The 23,673-nt window shown below is 69.3% G+C and carries 12 protein-coding genes; 4 read left to right on the forward strand and 8 right to left on the reverse strand.

Features of this window, described 5'->3' with window-relative positions:
- Positions 1-272: 272 nt before the first annotated feature.
- A complete protein-coding gene (locus AC1DSO_RS13335; RefSeq protein WP_477069277.1) occupies positions 273-2,909 on the forward strand; it encodes a glycoside hydrolase family 2 TIM barrel-domain containing protein in 2,637 nt (878 codons plus the stop codon).
- A gap of 453 nt (positions 2,910-3,362) precedes the next feature.
- Here the strand turns inward: AC1DSO_RS13335 and AC1DSO_RS13340 are convergent, their stop codons facing one another.
- From AC1DSO_RS13340 to AC1DSO_RS13360, 5 genes are all read right to left on the reverse strand, one after another.
- On the reverse strand, positions 3,363-6,488 hold the full coding sequence (locus tag AC1DSO_RS13340; protein ID WP_477069278.1) for an efflux RND transporter permease subunit: 3,126 nt from the start codon (positions 6,486-6,488) through the stop codon (positions 3,363-3,365).
- Positions 6,485-7,591, reverse strand: coding sequence for an efflux RND transporter periplasmic adaptor subunit (locus AC1DSO_RS13345; RefSeq protein ID WP_477069279.1), 1,107 nt, complete (start codon positions 7,589-7,591; stop codon positions 6,485-6,487). Before AC1DSO_RS13345 ends, AC1DSO_RS13340 begins: the two co-directional genes overlap by 4 nt.
- Positions 7,588-9,051, reverse strand: a complete 1,464-nt coding sequence (locus AC1DSO_RS13350; RefSeq protein WP_477069280.1) for a TolC family protein — start codon at positions 9,049-9,051, stop codon at positions 7,588-7,590. Before AC1DSO_RS13350 ends, AC1DSO_RS13345 begins: the two co-directional genes overlap by 4 nt.
- 208 nt (positions 9,052-9,259) lie before the next feature.
- The gene (locus AC1DSO_RS13355) at positions 9,260-11,746 is read right to left on the reverse strand and encodes a TonB-dependent receptor (RefSeq protein ID WP_477069281.1); all 2,487 of its coding nucleotides are present in this window, start codon (positions 11,744-11,746) and stop codon (positions 9,260-9,262) included.
- Between the two features lie 624 nt (positions 11,747-12,370).
- A complete protein-coding gene (locus AC1DSO_RS13360; RefSeq protein WP_477069282.1) occupies positions 12,371-12,718 on the reverse strand; it encodes a hypothetical protein in 348 nt (115 codons plus the stop codon).
- Between the two features lie 225 nt (positions 12,719-12,943).
- Here AC1DSO_RS13360 and AC1DSO_RS13365 point away from each other — a divergent pair, with 225 nt between their 5' ends.
- Both AC1DSO_RS13365 and AC1DSO_RS13370 read left to right on the forward strand, forming a co-directional pair.
- Positions 12,944-13,627, forward strand: a complete 684-nt coding sequence (locus tag AC1DSO_RS13365; RefSeq protein WP_477069283.1) for a TetR/AcrR family transcriptional regulator — start codon at positions 12,944-12,946, stop codon at positions 13,625-13,627.
- Between the two features lie 170 nt (positions 13,628-13,797).
- Entirely contained in the window at positions 13,798-14,481 is a 684-nt protein-coding gene (locus tag AC1DSO_RS13370) for a TetR/AcrR family transcriptional regulator (protein WP_477069284.1), read from the forward strand.
- A gap of 5 nt (positions 14,482-14,486) precedes the next feature.
- Here AC1DSO_RS13370 and AC1DSO_RS13375 read toward each other — a convergent pair whose 3' ends face one another.
- Positions 14,487-16,025 carry a GH39 family glycosyl hydrolase gene (locus tag AC1DSO_RS13375; protein ID WP_477069285.1) on the reverse strand — a complete coding sequence of 513 codons (1,539 nt, stop codon included), beginning with the start codon at positions 16,023-16,025 and terminating at the stop codon, positions 14,487-14,489.
- 367 nt (positions 16,026-16,392) lie between these two features.
- Between AC1DSO_RS13375 and AC1DSO_RS13380 the strand changes: the two genes are divergently transcribed.
- Positions 16,393-19,755, forward strand: a complete 3,363-nt coding sequence (locus AC1DSO_RS13380) for a glycosyl hydrolase (protein WP_477069286.1) — start codon at positions 16,393-16,395, stop codon at positions 19,753-19,755.
- Here AC1DSO_RS13380 and AC1DSO_RS13385 read toward each other — a convergent pair.
- Together AC1DSO_RS13385 and AC1DSO_RS13390 are read right to left on the reverse strand one after the other, a co-directional pair.
- A complete protein-coding gene (locus AC1DSO_RS13385) occupies positions 19,752-19,895 on the reverse strand; it encodes a hypothetical protein (protein WP_477069287.1) in 144 nt (47 codons plus the stop codon). The two genes, AC1DSO_RS13380 and AC1DSO_RS13385, sit on opposite strands and share 4 nt — an antisense overlap.
- A 211-nt stretch (positions 19,896-20,106) precedes the next feature.
- Positions 20,107-23,256 carry a TonB-dependent receptor gene (locus AC1DSO_RS13390; RefSeq protein ID WP_477069288.1) on the reverse strand — a complete coding sequence of 1,050 codons (3,150 nt, stop codon included), beginning with the start codon at positions 23,254-23,256 and terminating at the stop codon, positions 20,107-20,109.
- Positions 23,257-23,673 lie beyond the last annotated feature (417 nt).

The raw sequence follows: 23,673 nt of genomic DNA on the forward strand, positions 1-23,673 counted from the left end.
ATTCGTGCTCTAGCGATGGATGACCGACTTTGAGGCTGCACTCTCGTTGACTCCCGGCTGGACAGACGCGCCGTTCACAATCCCGACGCGATGACCAAATAGCCGATCTCAGACGCCCATTATCGCGACCAGAACACCGACACAGCCGCACGAACACGAGCCGCCCGCCGGAAAATCCCGATAAATAGACCAGCATCGTTCGATTATTGACTCAACGACAGCCCCGCTGATACTTGGCCGGGAAAAGCCATAAGAACCGGGGTGGACACGTCATGACGATCAAGCTGGCCGCGAGCGCCTTCGCCCTGGCCCTGGCTGGCGCCAGCGGCCTCGCGTCCGCGGCCGAACGGCTGACCGCGCCGCTGACCGACGGCTGGCGGTTCACCCAGGACGACGCCTTGGCCGGGGCCGAGGCGCCAGGCTTCGACGACAAGGCCTGGGCCGCCGTCAGCGTGCCCCACACCTGGAACCGGGCCGGCTACTACCTATCGGACGGTCCCCATCTCCACACCCCGGCCACGATCAACGCCAAGCAGGGCGTCGGCTGGTATCGCCTGGCCTTCACCGCCCCGGCCGCGATCAAGGACAAGGCCGCCTGGCTGCAGTTCGACGCCGCCAGCCGCAAGGCCTCGGTCTGGCTCAACGGCGTCCACCTGGGCGACCACGCCGGCGGCTTCTCGCGCTTCCGCCTGGACGCCAGCCGGGCGATCAGGCCGGGCCAGCCGAACCTGCTGGTGGTCAAGGTCGACGGCAGCCGGCCGGTCGCCGGCGGCCCGACCGCCGACATCCTGCCGCTGGGCGGCGACTTCTTCGTCCACGGCGGGCTCTATCGCGGGGTCAGCCTGGTCGCCACCGACAAGGCCCATTTCGACATGCTCGATTTCGGCGGCCCCGGCGTCTACGCCCGAACCACCGCGATCGGCGACGGCAAGGCCACGGTGGCCGTGCGCTCCAAGCTCCGCAACGACGCCAAGCGCGGCGCCAAGCTGGTGCTGACCACTCAGCTGGTCGACGCGTCCGGCGCCGTGGCCGCCCAGGTCGTCACCCCCGTCGCCCTGGCCGCCGGCCAGTCGACCGAGGTCGGGCAGGACCTGGCCCTGGCCGCCGCGCACCTGTGGCAGGGCGTCAAGGACCCCTACCTCTACCGGCTGAAATCGGTGATCAAGGACGCCCGCGGCCAGGTCGTCGACAGCCTGGACCAGGGCTTCGGCGTCCGTCAGATCCGCATCGATCCGGAGCAGGGCCTGATCCTGAACGGCCAGCCGCTGCGCCTGCACGGCGTGGGCTACCACCAGGATCGCGAAGGCAAGGGCTGGGCGGTCAGCGCGGCCGACACCGCCCAGGACATGGCCATCATCCGCGAGATGGGGGCCAACACGATCCGGCTGACTCACTACCAGCACGGCGCCGCCATCCACGAGCTGGCCGACCAGTACGGCCTGATCCTGTGGGACGAGATCCCGTTCGTCAGCGTCATGACCCTGGCCGCCAACCAGGTCGAGCCGACGCCCGGCCTGGTCGCCGACGCCAAGCAGCAGCTGCAGGAACTGATCCGCCAGAACTACAACCACGCCTCCGTCGGCGTCTGGGGCATCGCCAACGAGGTCGACCTGCGCGGCACGCCGCCGTCGTTCATGGGGGCGGCCAAGATCGTTCAGCGCGATCCCGTTCCCTTGCTCAAGGACCTGCAAGCCCTGGCCAAGGCCGAGGACCCCGACCGGGCCACCACCCAGGCCACCTGCTGCGAGGGCCTGCAGCCGAACGCGCCCGAGGTGGCCGCCATCACCGACACCAGCGGCGCCAACCGCTATTTCGGCTGGTACTACACGCCCTCGGACCTGCTGGGCCCGGCGCTGGACGCCCTGCGCAAGAAGCGTCCGGACAAGCCGCTATCGGTCAGCGAGTACGGTGCGGGCGGGGCGATCAGCCAGCACACCGACGATCCGCTGGGCGGCCCGTTCGACTCGTTCGGCCGCGCCCAGCCCGAGGAATACCAGGCCTTCGTCCACGAGAAGAACTGGGCGATCCTCGACTCCAAGCCCTATCTCTGGGCGACCTGGCTGTGGAACAGCTTCGACTTCGCCACCGGCGACCGCCACGAAGGCGACGGCGAGAGCATCAACACCAAGGGCCTGGTCACCTACGACCGCCAGGTCAAGAAGGACGCCTTCTACTTCTACAAGGCCAACTGGAGCGCCGAGCCGTCGGTGCATATCACCGGCCGCCGCTATGTCGACCGGGCCTATCCGGTGACCGACGTGCGCGTCTACAGCAACGCCCCGTCCACCGATCTGGTGGTCAACGGCAAGTCCCTGGGCGCGCTCGCCGACTGTCCACAAAAGATCTGCGTCTGGAAGAGCGTTCGCCTCGCCCCGGGCGACAACACCCTGGTCGCCCAAGGCCGGTTCAAGGAAGGCCCCACTGAAGACCGCCTGACCTGGCGCCTGGCGCCCGAGGGCAAGGACCGCTTCACCATCGACAGCGGCGCCCTGCTGGTCCCGGCCGGCCTCGGCGTCCGCATGGGTTCGGACGCATTCTTCGCCGGCGGGACGGCCAAGGCCATGACCGGCCAAGGCGGCGGAGAGCCCGGCGCGGCGCCGTGGCCGGTGGCCCGCACCTTCCGCGAGGGCGACTTCCGCTATCAAATCCCGGCCGCGCCCGGCCGCTACACGCTCACCCTGACCTTCGTCGAGCCGACCTATGCAAAGGGCGAGCGTGTGTTCGACGTGCTGGTCAACGACAAGGTGGTACTGGCCGATTTCGACATCGCCAGCGCGGCCAAGGGCGAGCGGGCCAACGTCGTGCGCGCCCTCCCCGTCGAGGCGACCACAGCGGGCCTGACCCTCGCCTTCAAGGGCAAGATCGGCAAGGCGATCGTCTCGGCGATCGACGTCGCCCCGCGGCGTTAGAGGCGATCGGCGCCCGGTCCCGTCGGTATCCCCCACCCGCCTTTCTCAGAGTCAGAGAAGGGTGGTTAGCGGCCATCCGGAATCCCTCTCTCTSAGAGAGAGGGCGGGGCCCGCCGCGAAGCGGGGGGAGGGTGAGTGGTTTCACCGCTGGTCGGAAAATCCCGAGACAATGGGTTCGCTCCCTAAACGCCGACATCCCCGGCGAAAGCCGGGGCCCAGATTCATCCGGAAAGTTTGCGGCTGACGCGCCCTCGCATCGCGCTGTCCCTGTGAAGCTCGTGGGTTCGACCTGGGCCCCGGCCTTCGCCGGGGAGGTCGGGAGGAGGGCGTGTATCGTTCTGAGAGGGTGTAACCACTCACCCTCCCATGCTGCGCATGGGCCCCGCCCTCTCTCTCAGAGAGAGGGATTTTGGGAAACAAGTCCGCAACGGATCGCAAGCCGCTATTGGCTCGCTACGCCTTCGCCTCGCCCTCCGCCGGGAGCGCCGCCCCTACCACGCGCTGGGTCACCAGCCGGGCCAGGCGCGGCCGCAGCCACTGTTCGAAGTCGTCGACGAACTCGTAGACCACCGGCACCAGGACGAGCGACAGCAGGGTCGACGTGATCAGCCCGCCGATCACCGCCACGGCCATCGGCTGGCGGAACTCCGCGCCATGCTCCAGCGCCAGGGCGGTCGGCAGCATGCCCGCGGCCATGGCCACGGTGGTCATGACGATCGGCCGCGCCCGCTCGCGGCAGGCCTCGATCAGGGCGTCGCGCTGCCGCATGCCGCCGCGCTCCAGCTCGATGGCGTACTCGACCAGCAGGATCGAGTTCTTGGCCGCCAGGCCCAGCAGCATCAGGAACCCGATCAGCGACGGGATCGACAGCGCCTGGTGGAAGGCCAGCAGGCCCAGGAACGCGCCGCCCACCGCCAGCGGCAGCGCCGACAGGATGACGATCGGCTTGAAGAACGAGCCGAACAGCAGGACCAGCACGCCATAGATCATCGCCACCCCGGCGAAGATCGCCAGGCCGAAGCCGCCGAACAGCTCGGCCATCGCCTTGGCGTCGCCGATCGAGCTGGGCCGGACGCTGGCGGGCATGGCCTTGAAGATCGGCAGGCCGTGCACCGCCTTGGTCGCCGAGCCCAGGGTCGCGCCCTGGGTCAGCTCGGCCTCGACGGTCATCTGCCGCTGGCGGTCCAGGCGGTCGATGCGGGCCGGCCCCGCCTGGAAGCCGACGTCGGCGACCGCCTCCAGCCGGGTGGTCTCGCCGCTGGCGGTCTTCAGGCGAAGGCCGCGGACGCGGTCGAGGTCGGCGCGGGCGTCGGCCGGCAGGCGGACGCGGATCGGGATCCGCCGCTCCTTGTCGTTCAGCTTGGCGACATTGGCGTCGATGTCGCCGCTGGTGGCGACGCGGGCGGCCTGGGCGATGGCGTCGACCGAGACGCCCAGCCGGGCGGCCTCGTCGGCGCGCGGGCGGATGACGATCTCCGGACCGACCGGCGGCGCCGAGGGATGCGGATCGGCCATCTCGGGCAGGTCGCGCATCTGGCGTTGCAGCTCGAGCGCGGCGGCGGTGAGCGCGTCGGGGTCGTCGCCGGTCAGGATCTGCTGGAAACCGGCCTGGCCGTCGGCCTTCAGGAAGCCGATCCGCACGTCCGGAATGGCCATGATGGCGGCGCGATAGCGCTCGCGCAGGGTCTGGCCCTTCACCTTGCGGTCGGCCTTCAGCAGCACCGTGACCGAGCCGCTGCGCAGGTCCGCGCCGCCACCGCCGCGGAACGGGTCGCCCGAGGTCGAGCCGACCGTGGCGAACACGCCATCCACGGCGGACTCCTTGGCGAAGACCGCGTCGATGCGCGAGACCGCCTGGTCCATCTGGGCGATGGTCGCGCCGGGCGCGCCCTGGATCTTCAGGTTCAGATAGTCGGGGTCGCCTTCGGGGGTGAACGCCGTCGGCAGCAGCGGCAGCAGGGCCAGCGAACCGATGAACAGCACCCCGCCGATGGCGCAGGCCAGCATCCGGTGGTCCAGGCTCCAGGTCAGGACCTTCAGATAGGTCTGGGGCAGCGGGGCCGGTTCGTGGGTCTTGGTCCGGGGCTTGAGCAGGTAGGCGGCCATCAGCGGCGTCAGCAGGCGGGCCACGACCAGCGAGAACAGCACCGCCACCGAGATGGTCAGGCCGAACTCCTTGAAGAACTGGCCGGCGATGCCCGGCATGAAGCTGACCGGGGCGAACACCACCACGATGGCGAAGGTGGTGGCGACCACGGCCAGGCCGATGGCGTCGGCGCCCTCCATGGCCGCGTCATAGGGCTGGTAGCCGGCGACGACCCGTTTTTCGATGTTCTCGATCTCGACGATGGCGTCGTCGACCAGGATGCCGATCACCAGGGTCAGGGCCAGCAGGGTCACGACGTTCAGCGAGAAGCCCAGGAACGCCATGGCCGCGAAGGTCGGGATCAGCGAGATCGGCATGGCCGCCGCCGTGATCAGGGTGGCGCGCCAGTCCTTCAGGAAGAAGAAGACCACGACCGCCGCCAGCGCCATGCCTTCCAGCAGCACGCCGCGCGTGGCCTCGAAGCTGGTGCGCGTCTCGTCGACCGTCGCCGAGATCCGCGTGAAGTGGACCTCGGGCCGGGCCTTCTCCAGCGCCGCCAGGGCCTTGATCACCCGGTCGTCGACGGCCACGTCGCTGGCCTCGCGGGTCTTCATGACCTGGAAGCCGACCACGGGGCGGCCGTTCAGGCGGGCGAAGCCCCGCGCCTCGGCCGAGCCGTCGCCGACCTCGGCGATGTCGGCCAGGCGGACATAGCCGCCGCCGCTGGTGGGAATAGTCAGATCGCGCAGTTTGGCCGTCGTTTCGACCTGGCCCAGAATGCGGATGGTCTGCTCGCGGCCGCCGATCTCGACGCGGCCGCCGCCGGCGTTCAGCTGGAAGCCGGCCAGGGCGCTGTTGACGTCGGCGGCCGTCAGCCCCCGCGCGGTCAGCTTGTCCGGGTCGACCAGGACGTTGATCTCGCGATTGACCCCGCCGACCCGGGTGACCTGGGCCACGCCCTTCTCGGCCTGCAACGCGCGGGCAATGGTGTCGTCGACGAACCACGAGAGCTGGGCGTCCGACAGCCCGTCGACCGAGACCGCGTAGGTCATGATCGGGGCGCTGTCGATCTCGACCCGCTGGACCGTGGGGGCGTCGATGTCGCGCGGCAGCTGGGCGCGAACCTGCTCGATCTTGGTGCGGACCTCGTCGGTCTTCTTCTGCAGGTCCTCGCCCATCTGAAAGGTGATGTTGGTGGTCGAGGCGCCCTGGGTCACCACCGACTGGACGTTCTCAACGTTCGAGACGCCGGCGACGGCGTCCTCGACCTGGCGGGTGATCTGGGTCTCGATCTCGCCGGGCGAGGCGCCGTTCTGGGTGACGGTGACCGACACCATCGGCAGCTGCACATTGGGATATTGCTTGATCGGCAGCTGCAGATAGCTGAGCACGCCGGCCAGCAGCAGGGCCAGGAACAGCACCGTCACCGGGATCGGATTGCGGATGGCCCAGGCGGAGATCTTCAGGCCGTCGCCCGTGGTCGGCGCGATCATCGGCTCGCACCCGTCATGCTCGCCACCGGACGCACCTTGTCGCCGTCGACCAGCAGGGCCGCGGCGTTCTCGACGATCCGCGCGCCGGCCGAGGGTCCGGCGGTGAGGCGGACCCAGCCGGCCCCGCGATCCCCGGTCTTGACCGGCGCGCGCCGCACGCGGTCGCCGGCCTCGACGACCATGACGCTGGCCCCGCCGGCGTCGTAGCGCACCGCGCTCTCGGGAACCGAAAGGCCCTGGTCCGCCGCGTCGCCGAACACGGCGCGGCCAAAGCCGCCCGCGCGGATGTCGGGACGGACCGGCAGGGTCAGGCGCACATAGCCCAGCTTGGACTTGGGATCGATCTGCGGGCTGATCAGGCGCACGCGGCCCGTCGCGGTCGCGCCGCTGGGCAGGGTGACGCTGGCCGACTGGCCGACGTGGATCCGCGCCAGCTCGGCCTCGGCCAGCTGGGCCTGCAGCTCGATCTGGCCGTCACGCGCCAGGCGGAACCAGGCGGCCTGACCGGCCGACGCCGCGTCGCCCGGGCGCACGCCGCGCTCCAGCACCACGCCGCCAACCGGCGCGGTCACGGCCAGCTTGCCGCGGCGGACCTGAAGGTCGCGCAGCGCGGCCTTCTGGGCCTGGACCGTGGCCTGAGCGGCCTGGGCCTGGAAGCGCCGCTGGTTGATCTGCTCCTGAGCCAGGTCGCCCGAGCCGTCGAGGCCGTTGGTGCGGTTGGCCTGGTCCACGGCCTGGGCGGCCTGGGCCTCGGCCTGGGCGACCAGGGCGGCCTGCTGGGCGATCTGGGCCTCGATCAGGGCCGGGTCCAGGCGCGCCAGCACCTGTCCCGCCCGGACCGTGTCGCCGACATCGGCCAGCACGGCGACGACGCGATAGCCGCTGACCTCGGGCGTGACGGCGGCCTCCTCGCGCGGCGTCAGGTCGCCCGTGGCGGTCAGGCTGCCGGCGACGGCGCGCGGCGCCAGGGTGATCACCGACACCGACCGCAGCTCGGCCGCGTGCGCCGCGGCCGGACGCGGGGCCCGATGACATCCGGCCAGGACCGGCGCGACGGCGGCGACGAGCAGGGTCGCCGCCAGGAGCTTCTTGCAAGAGGTCATTTCGAGCTCACGACAGACGAATAGCGATCGACGGGCCAGCCGCCGCCGAGGGCCTGATAGGCCTGCACGGCCCGCCGGACGGCCTGCACCTGAGCCGAGGTCAGCTGGGTGCGCGTCGTCCGCCAGGCCTGCTCGGCCGACAGGGTGGATTGAAGATCGGTGAGGCCGCGGCCGTAGTTGGCGCGGGCGGCGCGATAGGCCCGCGCGGCGCGGGCCTCGCCGTCGGCCAGCAGGGCGACCTGGCGGCGGTCGGCGTCCAGCCCCACCAGCGCGGCCTCGGAGTCCTTGAAGGCCTGGCGCAGCGTCCGCTCGTAGGCGATGGCCGCCTGGGTGGCCCGGGCCTTCTGAACGCCCGCCTGCGACAACAGCCTGGGCATGTCGAACAGCGGCTGGCTCAGGGCCAGGCCGAGGCTGGTGGTGGTGGTCGCGCCGCCGGTCGAGGGGCGCGAATAGCCGAGGCCGGGAATGAAGCTGACCGTCGGCAGCAGCGCCAGGCGGGCCAGGTTGGCCCGACCGGACGCGGAGGCCAGCCGCGCCTGCGCCTCGCGCACGTCGGGACGGCGGGTCAGCAGGTCGCCGGGCACCAGGGCGGGCGGAGCCGGCGCGACCCCGACATCGGCGGCGATGGCGATCGCGGCGGTGGGGTCGATCACCCGCCCGACCAGGATCAGCAGCGCCCGCTTCTGGGCTTGCAGCTGCGCCTCCAGCGACGCCACCCGGGCGTTGGACTGCGAGAGGTCGCCGGCGACCCGGTCGGCGTCGGCGAGCGCCGACAGCCCCGCTCGCGCCCGCCGCTCGGTCATGTCGTAGAGCTCTTTCTGGACCCGGGCGCTCTCGTGGGCGTCCTGCAGCTGGATGGCCAGGCCGCGGGCCTGGAAGTAGCTGTCGGCGACCTCGGCGGCGATCGAGGCGCGGGCCCCTTCATAGGCGAACCGCGCGGCGGCGAAATCGGCCTTGGCCGCCTTGCTGGCGGTGGGCAGCCGCCCGAACAGGTCGACCTGCCAGCTGACGTCGAAATCGCCGGCGGTGATGCGCAGGTCCTTGGCGAGCCCGCCCGTCTTGGTGTGCTGCTTCAGGTACGAGGCGCTGGGATCGCCTTGCGGCAGGAAGCTGGTCAGGGCGCCGGACTTGGCGGCCCGCGCTTCGGCCAGGCGGGCGGCGGCGTCCCGGGCGTCCAGGCCGGTGGCCAGCGCCTCGTCGACCAGCTGGTCCAGCAGCGGGTCGCCGAACCGGGTCCACCAGCGATCCAGCGACGCGGTCTCCGACGCCAAGTCCACCGGCGGCGCCGGGGGGCCTTCGTAGGCGACCGGCAGCCTCAGGTCGGTCTTGGGCGGGGCGGCGCATCCGGCCAGCGCCAGGCCCGCCATCAGCGCCGTCAGCCGCGCGGCGGCGAGGCAGGCGTCCGGACGTCGCGACGCAGCGCGTCGCCTCGTGCCGCCGATCAATGGCGCGCCGTCCATGGTTTCCTCCCGACCGTTCCCGCGACCATAATTGAACGGTAGCGTTCATTTATCTGATCGTTGAGCGGGCCGGTATTGTCAAGCCTCGGTTTTGACCGGCGGCGGCGCATAGATTCCGCCGCGCAGCGCTCCCCCCAACGAAAGGGGGCGCCAACGAAAAAGGGCCGGCGAAGCGCCGGCCCTTTCCGATCCCGCGAGCGTCGCGCGGTCAGCGCGCGCCGAAGGCGTAGCGCAGCGACACCCCGATCTCCCGCGGCGACGTGTAGCTGGTCCAGCGATAGCCGCTCTGGCCAAAGAAGGTGGCCACCCCGCCGGCCGGGGTCGTGTAGTCCACGTCGCGGCTGGTCTCGACGCCCGTCTTGGTCAGGTTGCGGGCGAAGACGTTGAGGTCCCAGGCCCCGTCCGGCGAGCGCACGCCGGCGAAGATGTTCAGCAGGCCGTAGTTGGGAACCGTGTAGCTGGCGTTCCGGCGCTTGTTCTCCGGATAGTAGCTGAGCAGGCCCCGGACATAGGCCTCCACCCCGCCGACCGGGCGCCAGTATTCGCTTTGCAGCGTCCCGCTCCACAGCGGCTCGCGCGACGTCGCCTGGTTGGACTTGCAGGTCGCCACGTGGATGTTGCGCGACCGGAAGTCGCCCAGGGTCGGGACGCCCGAGTCCGGAACGCCGTCGAAATTGCCGTCGCGGCACGGCACGGTGTCGTTGTCGACCTTGCCGTCGGCGTAGCTGATCCCGCCGTTGAGGCTCCAGTTCGGCGTGACCTGGAAGGCGCCGTCGAAGTCGAAGCCCTTGACCACCGAGTCGGCGCCGACATTGAACGTCGAGTTCGACACCGACACGGTCGCGCCGTTCGCCTGCAGGTAGGGGATCGAGGTCACCTGGAACAGCAGGCCGTCGTACTTCTGGTAGAAGGCGGCCAGGTTCAGGCGCAGGCGACGGTCGAGCCAGTTGGTCTTGATGCCCGTCTCGAACGACTTGGACTTTTCGTCCGGCAGGAAGATCAGGCTGGTCAGGACCGGGTCGTTCTCGGCGTTGGCCAGGGCGAAGTTGTTGGCTCCGCGCCGCCACGAGGTGGCGAAGGTGCCGTAGGACAGCACCTGGTCCGAGAAGCGGTGCGAGATCGACAGGTTGTAGACCGTCGGCTTCTCGGTGTTCTTCTGCGAGCTGTTCTGGACCGGCGTCGTGCCGGCCGCGATCGGGATGTCGCAGAAGCCGCCGCCATAGGTGCTGGCGAAGCCGGCGGCCGAGCACGGGAAGCCGATGGCGCGCGAGATCATGCCGGCGCCCAGGAACACGGTCTGAACGTTGTCGACCTTGGAGACGATGTGGCGCACGCCGCCCGAGATCTCGGTCGCCTCGCCCAGGTGCACGCGCACATTGGCGAACACCGAGTTCTCGGTCGCGTTGTTGTTGACGGTGATCAGGGTCGGCAGGCTGAAGCGGCTGTCGAGCACGCGCGGATTGGCCGGGGCCCCGGGCGAGCCGAACGATCCGGGCAGGAACGAGGCGACCTGGGTCCCGCCGGTCTTGCTCGGCGTCTTCGAGTAGAAGTAGCCGACCGTGTAGTCGATCAGGCGGTCGCTGCCGACCGACGACAGCCGGATTTCGTGCGTCGTCTGCGAGTTCTTGGTGTTGAGGTTCTGGAAGTAGCTGCGCCCGATCAGCACGTTGCCATAGTCCAGCGCCCCGACCGTGGTGGCGTCGCCCTTGGTGTAGCCGCCGACATAGCTCAGCCGCTGGCCCAGCACTTCCCAATTGGCCTGGGCGCCCAGGAAGTCGTTGTCCGTGTAGTTGAAGCGCGGTGAGTCATCGACGTCCAGCCGCTGCGAGGCGGTGATCACTGGGCCGTTGTAGCCCGCCGGCGCGGCCGCCGAGACGCCGCCCGGCGCGCCGTTGCCCTCGATCTGCGTGAACTGGCGCTTGTGGCTGTTCAGCTTCTGATAGGTGACCGAGGCGTCGAAGGTTTCGGTCGGCGTGAAGTTGACGCTGATCCGGCCGCTGCGCGTGCTCTTCACCGGCAGGAAGGCGCTGTTGAGGCTGGTGACGAAGTCGCCCTTGTTCTCGTCGATGACGCCGGCCAGGCGCACGCCCAGGACGCTGTCGATCAGCGGGATGTTCGCCGCGCCCTGCAGGTTGCGGCCGCCGTGGTCGGTGGCCTGGGCGCTGACATAGCCGCCGTAGTCGTGGGTGTCGGCGCGGCGCGTGGTCAGGGTGATGGCGCCCGACGGCGCGGTGCGGCCGCGCAGCGTGCCCTGCGGGCCGCGCAGCACTTCGATGGCCTGGACGTCATAGACGGCCTGGAAGGCGACGCCGCCGTCGATCGGCACGTCGTTCTGATAGATGTCGACCGTCGGCGAGGCCTGGGTGCTGGCGTCGTAGGAGACGCCRCGGATCGACGGCGCGGGCGAGCGGCCGGCGGTGACGCTGGACGTGCCGAGGCTGAGGCCCGGCACCAGGGCCGCGACGTCCTGGAATTGGGTGATCGCCAGCTTCTTCAGCGAGTCGCCGCTGACCGCCGAGACCGTCGTGGGCACGTTCTGCAGGTTTTCCGATTGCCGGCGGGCGGTGACGATCACCTCGCCGACCATCAGCGGTTCCGCGGCCGCCGGCTTGGCCGCCGTCTGCGCCTGGACCGCGCCGGCGCTCAGGGTCAGAGCGCTGACCCCCGCGAGCATCATGATCCGAGTGTTGTTCATCTCACCCTCCCTGTTCTTGCGCCGGCCCGACGCCCGGCGATCGCCGCGCATTCCGATGGGCCGGCGACCTGTTTTGTTTTTCGAAGACGGCCACGAGCCTTCGCGCCCGGGCCAGGCTCGCCCGCGCCCCCTCGGGCAAGGCGAACTCGGCGGTGGGCCGGACGGTGTTCACCGTCCACGAAGCGCGGAAGCACCCGTTCGTCTCCGTCCACTCGCGCCGGCCTTTAAAAGCCGGTCTCACCTTGTCGCCGCGCCCGTACTGTTCGGGCCGGCGGAAATCCGCCCGCGAAGCTTTTCGCGAAGCGTTCACGGCGCCCGTAAGCTAGGCCGGCGCCGCTGACTGGCGTTGTAAACTGTCCTGACCAGTGGTCAACCAAAAAGAGACGGAACCGTTCAATAAGGCGCCATGGGCTCGCTCGCCGACAGGGCGCAGGCCGGCGCGCCCCGACGAGACCACGCGAAAACGCGGTCGTCAGGACGACAATTTGACGCTGATGTATGATTGATGGCGATCCGCCGCCCCGGCGACGCGGTCGCGGCGAGGTCAGTCGCGGCGCCCGACCCGAAGATGGCTCGCGAAGACGCCCCGGCGATGCGATCGCCGGGGCGTCGGTCGTTAAGGTCCTACTTCGCGCCGAGCTTGGCGAAGTCGGCGTCGATCTCGGTGAGCTTCTGGTCGGTCACGGTGTCGGCCGAGTACTGCTGGATGGCCTTCAAGGTCATGCCGCGCGCCATGTTGATCTGCTCGTTGGCGACCAGCTCGGGCAGGTGCTTCTTGACCACCGCCGTCGCGGCGGGGTTGTCCAGGATGTCGCCGACCGTGGTTTCGCCGGTCTTGAACTTGGCGGCCTGGGTCGCGCCCGGCAGGCTGGCCGGATCGGCGGCGGCCGGCGCAGTCTGGGCGGCCTGGGCCAGGACGGTCGCCGGCGCGGCCAGCAGCGCGGCGGCGAGGGCGAGGGAAGCTAGGCGCATGGGGGTTCTCGTTGTTGTGGACGTTCCTCGGCCGCGATCATGGCAAGGGTCCGGACAAAGGCAACTGCAATTGTACGACACCGGTCGATTTTCTCGCGAAATGTTGTAGGATCGCGGCTCGACGGCCCGGTCGGATGAATCGGGTTGCCCCACCCGCGACAATCGTGAGAGCTGGACTCACGGCTCGCGCCGAAAGATTTGGATACCGACTTGCCTAGAAGGTCCATGACCGCCGCGCTCCCGCAAGACACCGAAGGCCAAGACCCGCAGGAGGCCGCGCCGCAAGCGCCGCTGCGCCCGGGCCGCCCGACCACCGCCCGCTCCGAGGCGATCAACCCGGCCATCCTGGCGGCGGCGCGCGAACATTTCCTGGCCATGGGCTTCGACGCCACCCCGATGGAGTCGGTCGCCGCGGCGGCCGGCATCGCCAAGGGCACGCTCTATTCGCGCTACCCCACCAAGGAAGCCCTGCTGCACGCCGTGGTCGCCGACCGCGTCCAGGCCTGGCAGGCCGCGGCCGACGCCCGCAACGGGCCGATGCCGGCGGATCTCAAGCAGCGCCTCAACCATATCGCCCGCTCGATCCTGGAATCGCTGGCCTCGGAAGAGATCCACGCCTTCCAGCGCGTCCTGACCAGCAGCGCGGACGCCGGCGGCGAACTGGCCCGGGCGCTGCACGAGGCCGGCCATCGCAGCGCCATCGACCTGCTGACCCGCGGCCTGGTCGAAAGCACCAGCAACTTCCCCGCCCCGCCCCGCGATCCGGCCCGGGTGGCCGAGATGCTGATGGCCATGCTGACCGGCTGGTACGACACCCACCGGCGCGTGCGCGAGATCAGCCACGAGGAAGCGATGGCCTATGCCGAGCACGCGGTCGACGTGCTGTTCCACGGCCGCGTGGCCTGGTAGCCGCGATCTAGACGCTCACGTCGAATTCGTTCGCTTGCCGACGCGCTGGCTCGCCTGAGCCGGCACAACATGCAAATTGGTCAGGCCAATTTCGGACGCGCGGGGCCGACAGCCCGGGTGACTCCCCTCCCCCGAGCCGCTAGCAAGAGGCAGGCGAGGGAGCGGGCGACATGGGCGACGAACAGGCGGGCGCGGCCGAGGCGAAGGCGCCGTTCACGGCCCGGCGCGGGCGCCCCAGCGCCGCCCAGCTGGCGGCGATCGCCGACACCATCCTCTCGACCGCCCAGGCCTTGTTCCTGTCGCAGGGCTACGCCAACACCTCGATGGAGGCGATCGTCGCCGCGTCCGGCGTGTCCAAGGCCACCCTCTACGCCCGCTACGCCAATAAGCACGCGCTGTTCCAGGCCATCGTCGAGGCGCGGATCCAGGCCTGGCAGGCGGCCGCGGCGGCCGACAGCGCCATCGAGGACGAACGCCCCGACGAGGACATCGCGGCCTGGCTGCGTCACCGCGCCGTCTCGATGCTGCAGGCCCTGAGGCAGCCGGAGATCCGCGCCTTCGACCACCTGGTGGTGTCCGAGGGGCCGCGCTTTCCGGAGCTGGCGCGCCTGTTCCACGAGATGGGCTACATGCTGAACGTCCGGGCGATCGCCACGCGCCTGTCGCGGGCCGACGGCCAGGCCGCGCCCTCCGAGCAGACCCTGCTGGCCGCCAAGCTGTTCGCCTCGGGCCTGGTCGGATGGATCCGCCAGGAGGCCGGCGTCGGCGAGGTGACCGACGCGGCGTGCGAGGCGGCGGCCGACATGATGGCGCGCCTCCTGATCGATGGCCAATCCGCCTGGCGCGCCGGCTAGGATAGTCAGGCCAGCTCCAGCAGAGCCACGCCCTCGGGCGGCAGGTCGATGACCAGCTCGCGCGTGGCGCTCAGCTTCAGCACGTGCGGCGCCGGCAGCTCGGCGGCCGCGCGGATCTTGGCCAGCTGCTCGCGGGTGGGATACTGCGGCGAGCCCAGAGCGCGCCAGGCCGGATAGGGCGAGCCGCGCTCCATGTCGACATAGCTGACCTTGACGGCCTGGCCCGGCTTGGCCCCCTTCAGCCGCACGCGATAGCGCTTGGCCTCGCCGACCACCTTGCGCACGCTGTTGGCGCCGGGGATGCCGCTGGCCTGCGGCGCGTCGGCCAGGTTCCAGACCATGACCGCGCTGCCGCCGCCCGTCCGCCGCGAGGCCAGGGCGGGACCCTCGGCCTTCAGGCGCCGCGCGCCCAACCTGTTGAGCAGCTTGAACGTGTTGAAGGTCGGGCGCGCGACGTTGCGGGCCGAGAACAGCCCCCAGGCGTTGTCGCCCTCCTTGAAGATGAAGTTGGGGACCAGCACCTCCTCGAACTTGCTGACCTGCCAGTAGGACATGCCCTTCAGATAGGGCAGGCAGCCCTTGATGATGTGGGCGATCATCGCCGGGCTGTCGGACGACCACTCGCCCAGCCACAGCTCGGCGGTCTTGTAGGCGCTGGCGGCGATCTGGTCGCTGACCTGCTTCATGGCCGCGGCGTAGATCTCGTTCTGGGTATACTTGCCCGCCTGACCGAACACCTTGACCTGGTTGTCGCCGGCATAGAGGTGGGTCGAGACGAAATCGACCGGCAGGCTGTTCTGGGCGCAATAGGCCAGGAACTCGGGGATCCACTGCACCTTCGAGGTGGCCGGGCCGCCGACCTTGAGGGCCGGGTCGACGCTGCGCACCGCCTCGACCGAGGCCTTGTAGAGCTCGAAATACTGCTGCTGGGTTCCGCTCCAGAAGAAGCCCAGGTCGGGCTCGTTCCAGACCTCGAAATACCACTGGCGCACCTCGGCCACGCCGTAGCGGTCGACCAGGTGACGCACGAAGATGGCGACGAAGGCCTTCCAGTCGTCCAGCGACGCCGGCGGGGTGATGTTGCCGCGATACGTGCCGAAATTGGCGGTCCCGCTGGCCAGCTTGCTGGGCATGAAACTGAGCTCGACGAACGGCTTCATGCCGGTCTCGAGCACCCCGTCATAGACGGTGTCGACGTTTTGGAAGTTGAAGCTCTGCCCCGCGGCGCCGATCGCGCCCTTGGGCCGCACCGCCATCTCGTCGTCGTTGAAAATGCCGTGGAAGCGCACCCGCTTGATGCCGGCCTCCTTGTAGGCGCGCTTGGCGTCGAGCCGCCATTCCTCGCGCATGGTCAGGCCGGCCCGGTCGGAGCCGACGCACTCGGACCAGATGTGGGCCAGGGCCCCCTCGTCGGCGGTCAGGTCGACATCCACGGTCTCGGTGGGCAGCGCCGGCAGCGGAGCCTTCGCCCAGGCCGCGCCGGACAGGGCGGAGGCGCCGGCCAGGGCGCCGGCCGTGGCGATAAGATCCCGTCGGTTCATCATGCTTCCTCCACACTGCCCTTGGCCCGTCCCCGGTGCGTCTTCGCGCGCTCGACAGCCAGGCCGGGAGCCGCTTCGGGCCCCGCGACCAGGATCATCAATGGCCGCGCTTTGGCTGGCAAGTTAAATTAAACGATCGTGGTCAATTAAATGCGTCGCGAGGCGCGAACAGGTCAGCACGCGCGGGTCCTGAAGGCGTGTGCCGAAGGCGGCAAGCGCCAAGCCGGAAGGTGTGAGCGCCCTCACCGCCCGCGCCGGGGCCCCACCGAAGCCGTTTGACGAGACGGCGACGGTTATCGTACACATTCGTTCAATAACACAGCTCAAAACCGCCATCGTGCCGACGGCGGACAGACGGGGGGAGGACGATTTGGCGCCCACGGGCATCGGCCGCGCGCAGGCCAAGCGTCGTCTCCTGCTGGCGCTTCTCAGCGCTTCGGCCCTGATGGTCGAGCCGCGCGCGGCGCTGTCCGCGCCCGCCGGCGACGACCTGGCGGCCGGCTTCGCCACACCGCCCAACAGCGCCAAGCCCCGCGTCTGGTGGCACTGGATGAGCGGCAACGTCTCGACCGAAGGCGCCCGCCTCGACCTGGACTGGATGCGGCGGATCGGCGTCGGCGGCGTCCATGCCTTTTCCGGCGGCAAGCTTCCCGAGCCGATCGTCGTCGACAAGCCCATCCCGTTCATGTCGCCCGAATGGCGCGCCATCTTCCGCCAGGCGGTGACCCAGGCCCGCGCGGCCGACATGGAGGTCGGCATCGCCGGCTCGCCGGGCTGGAGCGAGACCGGCGGCCCGTGGGTTCCGCCCGCCGACGGCATGAAGAAGTACGTCTGGAGCGAGACCATCGTCGAGGGCGGCGGCGCGCCCATCGCCCTCCCCGCTCCGCCCCGGACCAGCGGCGGCTTCCAGGGCGCCAAGACCGGCAAGTCCGCGGTCGAGGCCTATGGCGAGGCGGCGGTGTTCGCCTATCCGATCCCACCGCTGGAGACCGCCCCCGCCGCGCCGCTGTGGACCACCCAGGCCGGCCCCGCCACGTTGGCCGAGACGGTTCCCGGCGCGCCGGCCGAGGGCCAGTCGCTGAAGCTGGCGCCCGCCCAGGGCGAGACCGAGGTCTGGCTGGAAGCGAGGTTTCCCACCGCCGTGACGCTGGGCGCGGTCTCGCTCAGCGTCCAGTTCGGCGCAAGGCTCACGATCGAGGCCGAGACCGCGCCGGGGGTCTTCAAGGCCGTCGGCGCCGGCGTCGTCGAGGCGACCAGCGGCCCGCTGGCGCACGGCGCGCCGCAGCAGACGATCGCCTTCTCGCCGGTCGGCGCCCAGCGCCTGCGCCTGCGCTTCGCCGCGCCGCCCGAGGACTTCCAGCCGCCCGTCGCCAAGGTGATGGGGCGCCCCAAGCAGGTCAGCTACCCGATCTCGCGCCTGGCTCTGCACACAGGCGCGCGGATCGACGGCTTCGAAGCCAAGGCCGGCTTTTCGCCTAGCGTGCACGAGGGCGGTCAGCCGATGACGGCGCCGGCCGGAGCGCTGATCGACCCGGCCAAGGTCGTCGACCTGACCGGCAAGCTTCGCCCCGACGGAACGCTGGACTGGACCCCGCCGAAGGGCCGCTGGACGATCGTCCGGCTGGGCTGGTCGCTGACCGGCGCGGTCAACGCCCCGGCCGAACCCAGCGCCACGGGCCTGGAGGTCGACAAGCTCGACGCCGCCGCCGTCGGCCGCTACCTGGCCCACTATCTGGACCTCTACCTGCAGGCCAGCGGCGACGCGCTGGGGCCCAAGGGCGTCCAGACCCTGCTCACCGACAGCTGGGAAGCGGGCGTGCAGAACTGGACGCCGGCCATGCTAGGCGAGTTCCGCGCCCGGCGGGGCTATGACCCGACGCCGTGGCTGCCAGTGCTGACCGGGCGGCTGGTCCAGAGCGCCGAAGCCTCCGAGCGCTTCCTGTTCGACTTCCGCCAGACGCTGAAGGACCTGGTGGTCGACAACCACTACGCGGTGCTGGCCCAGGCGCTGAAGGCTCGCGGGATGGGCTATTACACCGAGGTTCAGGGCGACTATCCGCGGGCCATCGTCGACGGCATGACAGCCAAGGCCCGCGCCGACATCCCCACCGCCGAGTTCTGGTACCGCCCCTGGTCCACGGCCCCGGGCCAGCCGCCGCTCAAGGCCGATCTCGAGGAGGCCGCCTCCGCCGCCCACGTCTACGGCAAGCCGCTGGTCGCCGCCGAGGCCCTGACCGTGGCGGCCATGCAGGACCCCTGGTCGTTCTCGCCGGCCATGCTGAAGCCGGTCGCCGACGAGATCTTCGCGCGCGGCGTCAACCGCATCCTGATGCACGAGTCGCACATGCAGCCGCTGGTCGACGCCAAGCCGGGCCTGGGCCTGTTCATCTTCGGCCAGTACTTCAATCGCAACGAGACCTGGGCCGAGCAGGCCGGGCCCTGGGTCAGCTATCTGAGCCGCACCTCGTACATGCTGCAGCAGGGCCGGTTCGTCGCCGACGTGGCCTATGTCTACGGCGAGGAGCGCAATCTCACCGAGCTGTTCAAGGACCGCGTCAACACCGACGTCCCCAAGGGCTACGCCTACGACTACATCAACGCCGAGGCGCTGCTGACCCTGCTGTCGGTCAAGGACGGGCGGCTGGTGACCCCTAGCGGCATGAGCTATCGCGTCCTGTTCCTGCCCGACACCGTTCGGCGGCTCAGCCTGCCCGCCCTGCGCAAGATCCGCGCCCTGGTCGCCGACGGCGCGGTGCTGGTTGGCAAGCGTCCGGTCGGCGGCCTGGGCATGGCCAGTCCGGACGCCGAGGTCGCCAAGCTCGCCGACGAGATCTGGAGCGACGGCGCGACGGGCCGAAGCCTGGGCCAGGGCCGCGTCTATGCCGACCTGGCCTCGGCCCTGGCGGCCGAGAAGATCACCCCGGACGTCGCGTTCGGCGACGCCGCCGCCGGCGCCGATCTGCTGACCCTGCATCGCCGCACCGCCGACGCCGACCTCTATTTCGTCTCCAATCAGAGCGCCGAGCCCCGCGCCGTCGACGCCGTCTTCCGGGTCGAGGGGCGCGCCCCGGAACTATGGCGCGCCGAGACGGGCCAGCGGCAGGCGCTCAGCTACGAGCAGACCGCCGCCGGCGTCCGCACGCAGATGGACCTGGCCGGGCATGAGGCGGTGTTCGTGGTGTTCGACAAGCCCGCGCGCCAGCAGGCCTGGACCGCGCCGCCGCGCCAGGCCGGCACGCTGGCCACCCTGGAAGGCCCCTGGCGCGTCGGCTTCGAGGCCAAGCGCGGCGCGCCCGAAAGCGCGGTGTTCGACACGCTGATCTCGTGGCCGGAAGCGGCCGATCCGGGGATCAAGTATTTCTCCGGGGTCGCGACCTACCAGAAGGACGTCCGGATCCAGCGCGGCTGGCTCAAGGCCGGCCGGCGGATCGAGCTGGACCTCGGCGAGATCAAGGAACTGGCGGCGGTCTCGGTCAATGGCAAGCCGGTCGCGACCGCCTGGCATGCGCCCTACCGCGTCGACATCACGGACGCCTTGAAGCCGGGCAAGAACGCGCTGTCGATCGCGGTGGTGAACCTTTGGCCCAACCGGCTGATCGGCGACAAGCAACCTGGCGCCAAGCCGGTCGCCTTCGCGCCGGTCTCGCCCTATCGCGCGGACTCGGCCCTGCTGCCGTCCGGCCTGCTGGGACCTGTGCGCCTGGTCGGCGTCTCGCTTCGCGCCGAGCCCTAGAAGCTCAGCACCACGAAGACCACCGCGCTGACCGGGATCGCCGCCGAAAGCGCCATGTGCAGAAGGGACTCGCCAAGCCCGAGAAACGAGCGGTTGGACGTGGGAACCTTGACCGAGGTGTGGCGGGCGGCGTGGGTCATGGAAGTGCTCCTTGCACGCTCGGAGCTTAAGCTTGGCGCGGTTAACAATCCTGAATCCGGGAGGCTTCCAGCCTTGCGACAGATTGTCCGCCAGGGGCGTCGCAGGGACGCCAAATACAAAAAAACCCGCCGACTCCAWGGGAACGCGGAGGCGGCGGGCGGAGGGAACCGAAGTGGTGAAGGCCGGCGCCGAAGCGCCGGCCTCCCGGCCTTAGAAGGTCGCCCGCAGGCCGAACAGGAACTGGCGGCCGGGCTTGTAGTAGGTGAACGTCGCGTTGTCGTACTGGAAGTGCGAGCGCAGCTTTTCGTTGGTGATGTTGGTCACGTTGAAGGTCAGCTGCGGCATGCGCCCGAGGCCGAAGATCTTCTCGAGATCGAAGCTCGAGGAGAAGTCGGTCTGCTTGTAGTCGTCCGCGAACAGGGCGGCCGACCCGATGCCGTTCTGGTTGGCGCCGCTGGACTGCGAGCCCTTCCGATAGACGTGGCTGAGCCGCAGGCTGACGCCGTTGTGCTCGTAATAGCCCGTCAGGTTGTAGGTGTACTTGGCCACCCCGTAGGCGATGGCCGGACCGTTGCTGGTCTGGTCGACGATGGTGGCGTTGGCGTTGACGCCCAGCCCCTCGACGCCGAACCGGCTGGTCAGGAAGTCGAGCGGCTGCACCCACTGGAATTCCAAGCCGTTGATCGTCAGCTTGTTGGGCACGTTGATCTGCGACTGGATCTGGACCTGCGCCGCGGTGGGGCCGCCGCGCGAGTCGATCGCCTTTTTCTGGGTGTCGTTCAGGGTGTCGTAGTTGATGCCGTACTGGGCCAGGTACGCGAACGGCTGGGTCACGACGTTGTTGGTCGTGAAGCCGGTCAGCGACTTGCGGAACGCGTTGACCGCGATCACGCCTTCCTGGCCGGTGTAGAACTCGAAGCCCAGGTCGATGTTCTTCGAGAAGTACGGCTTCAGCGCCGAGTTGCCGATAGTGGCTTGGTCAGCCGACGGCGCGCCGAAGCTGACGCCCGGCAGCTGGGCGGCCGGATCCGGACGGGTCATGGTCTCCGACACCGCGACCCGCGCCACGGCGTGCTCGCCGACGTCATAGGCGATGTTCGCCGCTGGCAGCCACTTCGAATAGGTGTTCTCGATGTAGACGAAGTTCACGATGTTCGGATAGCGAGCGCCGTCCGGCAGCCCGGGGGAGGGTTGCCCCGGGACCGGCGGAGGCGGCGTATTCCGCGGGTCCGCCAGCGAGATGCGGCCGCCGATCGTCTGCTTGGTATGGACGTAGCGGACGCCGACATTGAAGCGCAGGTCGCTGTCCATCACCTGGGTGACGCCGTTCAGCTCGGTATAGGCCGCGCTGTTCTTCTCGTTGATGGAGCCGCCGCTGGCGCCGGTGTTGGAGCCGCCCGTCTCGACATAGGCGTCATGCAGAGCGTCGTAGTTGGTGGCCTGCTTGACCTTGTCCCAGTCGACGGTGACGAAGCCGGCCGGGCCGGGCTTCAGATAGCTGGCCAGGCTGGTGGTCGGGATCAGCGAGCCGGCATAGGTCTGGGTTCCGGTCTTGCCGGCCGTATAGTTCGTGCCGTAGCCCGGATAGCTCGGATAAGACGCTGAGGGCGCGGCGCCCGGCTGGTTCAGGCCCTGGCAGGGCGGCTGGCCGTTGGGCGACGGCAGGTTGATGCTGGGATTGTTGCCGCAGGTCGCGTTCTGCCACGGCGTGGTGTTGTCGTAGCCGCGGATGGTGCGCGAGACGTCGTCATAGTTGCCGCCGAACTTCAGGTTCAGCTGCTCGTCGCCCCAGGTGACCACGGCGCGGGCGCCCTTGGTCTCATACCAGCGCTTCTCGTCCTGCATGTTCAACCGGCCGCCGGTCCAGACGAAATTGGCCGGGTTGTTCAGGTCGACGCTGCTCTTGATCGTCGGGATGCCGCTCGGATTGTAGGTGTAGTCGACGGTCGTGCCGACGCCCAGCGCGGTCACCGGGCCGAAGGTCGGGCTTTCGCGGTGGAAGGTGCTCTTGGTGTAGTTGGCCTGGGCCTCGACCTTCAGCTTGTCGTTGATCTGCCACTCGCCGCCCGGATTGACGCCCCACAGCTCGGTCTTTTCGAGATAGGGACGGAATTCCAGGAAGAACTGCGAGTTGGCGTAGGTGCCCTGGGTGACCGTGCAGCCGGCCGAGCAGTCGGTCTTGTCGTACTTGGTGTTGAGCGGAATGATCGCGCCGTTGCGCACGATCCACGCCATGTCCTCGCGCAGCAGGTCGTTCTTCTTGTAGCCGTACATGCCGTCGACGTAGAAGTTCAGGCTGTCGGTCGGCTTCCATTCCAGGCTGGTCACGGCGTTGAACCGGTCGCGGCGGCCATATTCGGCCGACGGGCGGCCCAGGCGCGGCAGCAGGCCGTTGTCGATCTGCTGGATCGAGGCGCCGGGGTTGTGCGCCAGCAGGAAGGCCTGGTCGATGATCTGGCCGGCCACCAGGCCGCCGCCCGCGCCGACCGGCACCGTTCCCGGAATCGTCCAGTTGCCGCCGCCCGTGGCGTTACAGCCCGTCGCCAGGCACTGGGGATTGGGAACGGGTCTGGCGGGGTCGGTGCTCGGCACGGACAGGTTTGGGTTGGTGAAGCCGATCGTCTCGTAGCCGCGCGTGTCGGTCTTGAGCCGCTGGCCGGAAATGCCGAACAGGACGCCGAAATTGTCCCAGGTCTTGCTGGCGATCACCGAGCCCTTGCCGCCGAGATCCGCGCCGCTGGGCTTGACCCCTTGGATGTTGAGGGTCAGGTGCTGGCCGGGACGGTCGAACGGACGCGCCGAGCGCATGTCGATATTGCCGGCCGCGCCGCCTTCCAGCAGGCCGGCCGAATAGCTCTTGTTGACCGTCAGCTTGGTGAACAGGTCGGTCGGGAAGAAGCTGAGGTCGACCGAGCGGTCGGTGCCCTGCGCGTCGGTGGCGCCCGACGAGGCGACCGCGATCGAGGCGCCGTTCAGCGTCACATTGGTGAAGTTCGAGCCCAGGCCGCGGATGGCGACGTTGGTGCCTTCGCCCGTGATGTCGCGGGTGATGGTGATGCCGGGAATGCGGTTGAACGACTCGGCGATGTTGGAGTCGGGGAACTTGCCGATGTCCTCGGCGAAGATGGCGTCGGCGAAGCCGGTCGTCTCGCGCTTGGCGACGGTCGAGAGCGCCAGGCTCTTGCGGTAACCGGTGACGACGACTTCCTCGACGGTGTCGGCCCCTTGAGCGTTTTGGGCGGCCTGGGCCGGAGCCGGCGCGGTTTGCGCGTGGGCCTCCACGGCGACCAGCCCGGACAGCATCGTGGCCCCGAGCAGCGCAGCGCGTCGCAGGCGCGCAGTCATACACAGCCGTTGCATTGTTGATCCCCTCTAACGAAGCCCGCCATCCGGCGAACATTTTGCTTTTTTGGGCGCCGACAGAAATTGTTAGCGCTACCAGAGCTTCTCCCAAATCGGTCCACGCGTCAACAACACGTCTGACACTGAGGTCTGACCTTGTGAAAGAGGGTGAGCGAGCGGCAGTGATCCAGCAACTGATTGATTAATCTATAGTTTTCTTGGCGCCAAACGACAGCGCACGCCGCCTGTTCAAAGAAGAACGGTCATTTTACCGGTGAATTTCGGGATTTCAGGGCCTGAACGGACCAGAACAGTTCAGACCACTCGCGCCATTTTAGCGACTGACCTGAGGCAACTGACCAGACCATATTGGCCTGACGACCGCGTCTTCAAAATCCCTCTCTCTGAGAGAGAGGGAGGGGCCCACGCCGCAGG

Source organism: Caulobacter sp. P4_E5 (assembly GCF_056401555.1).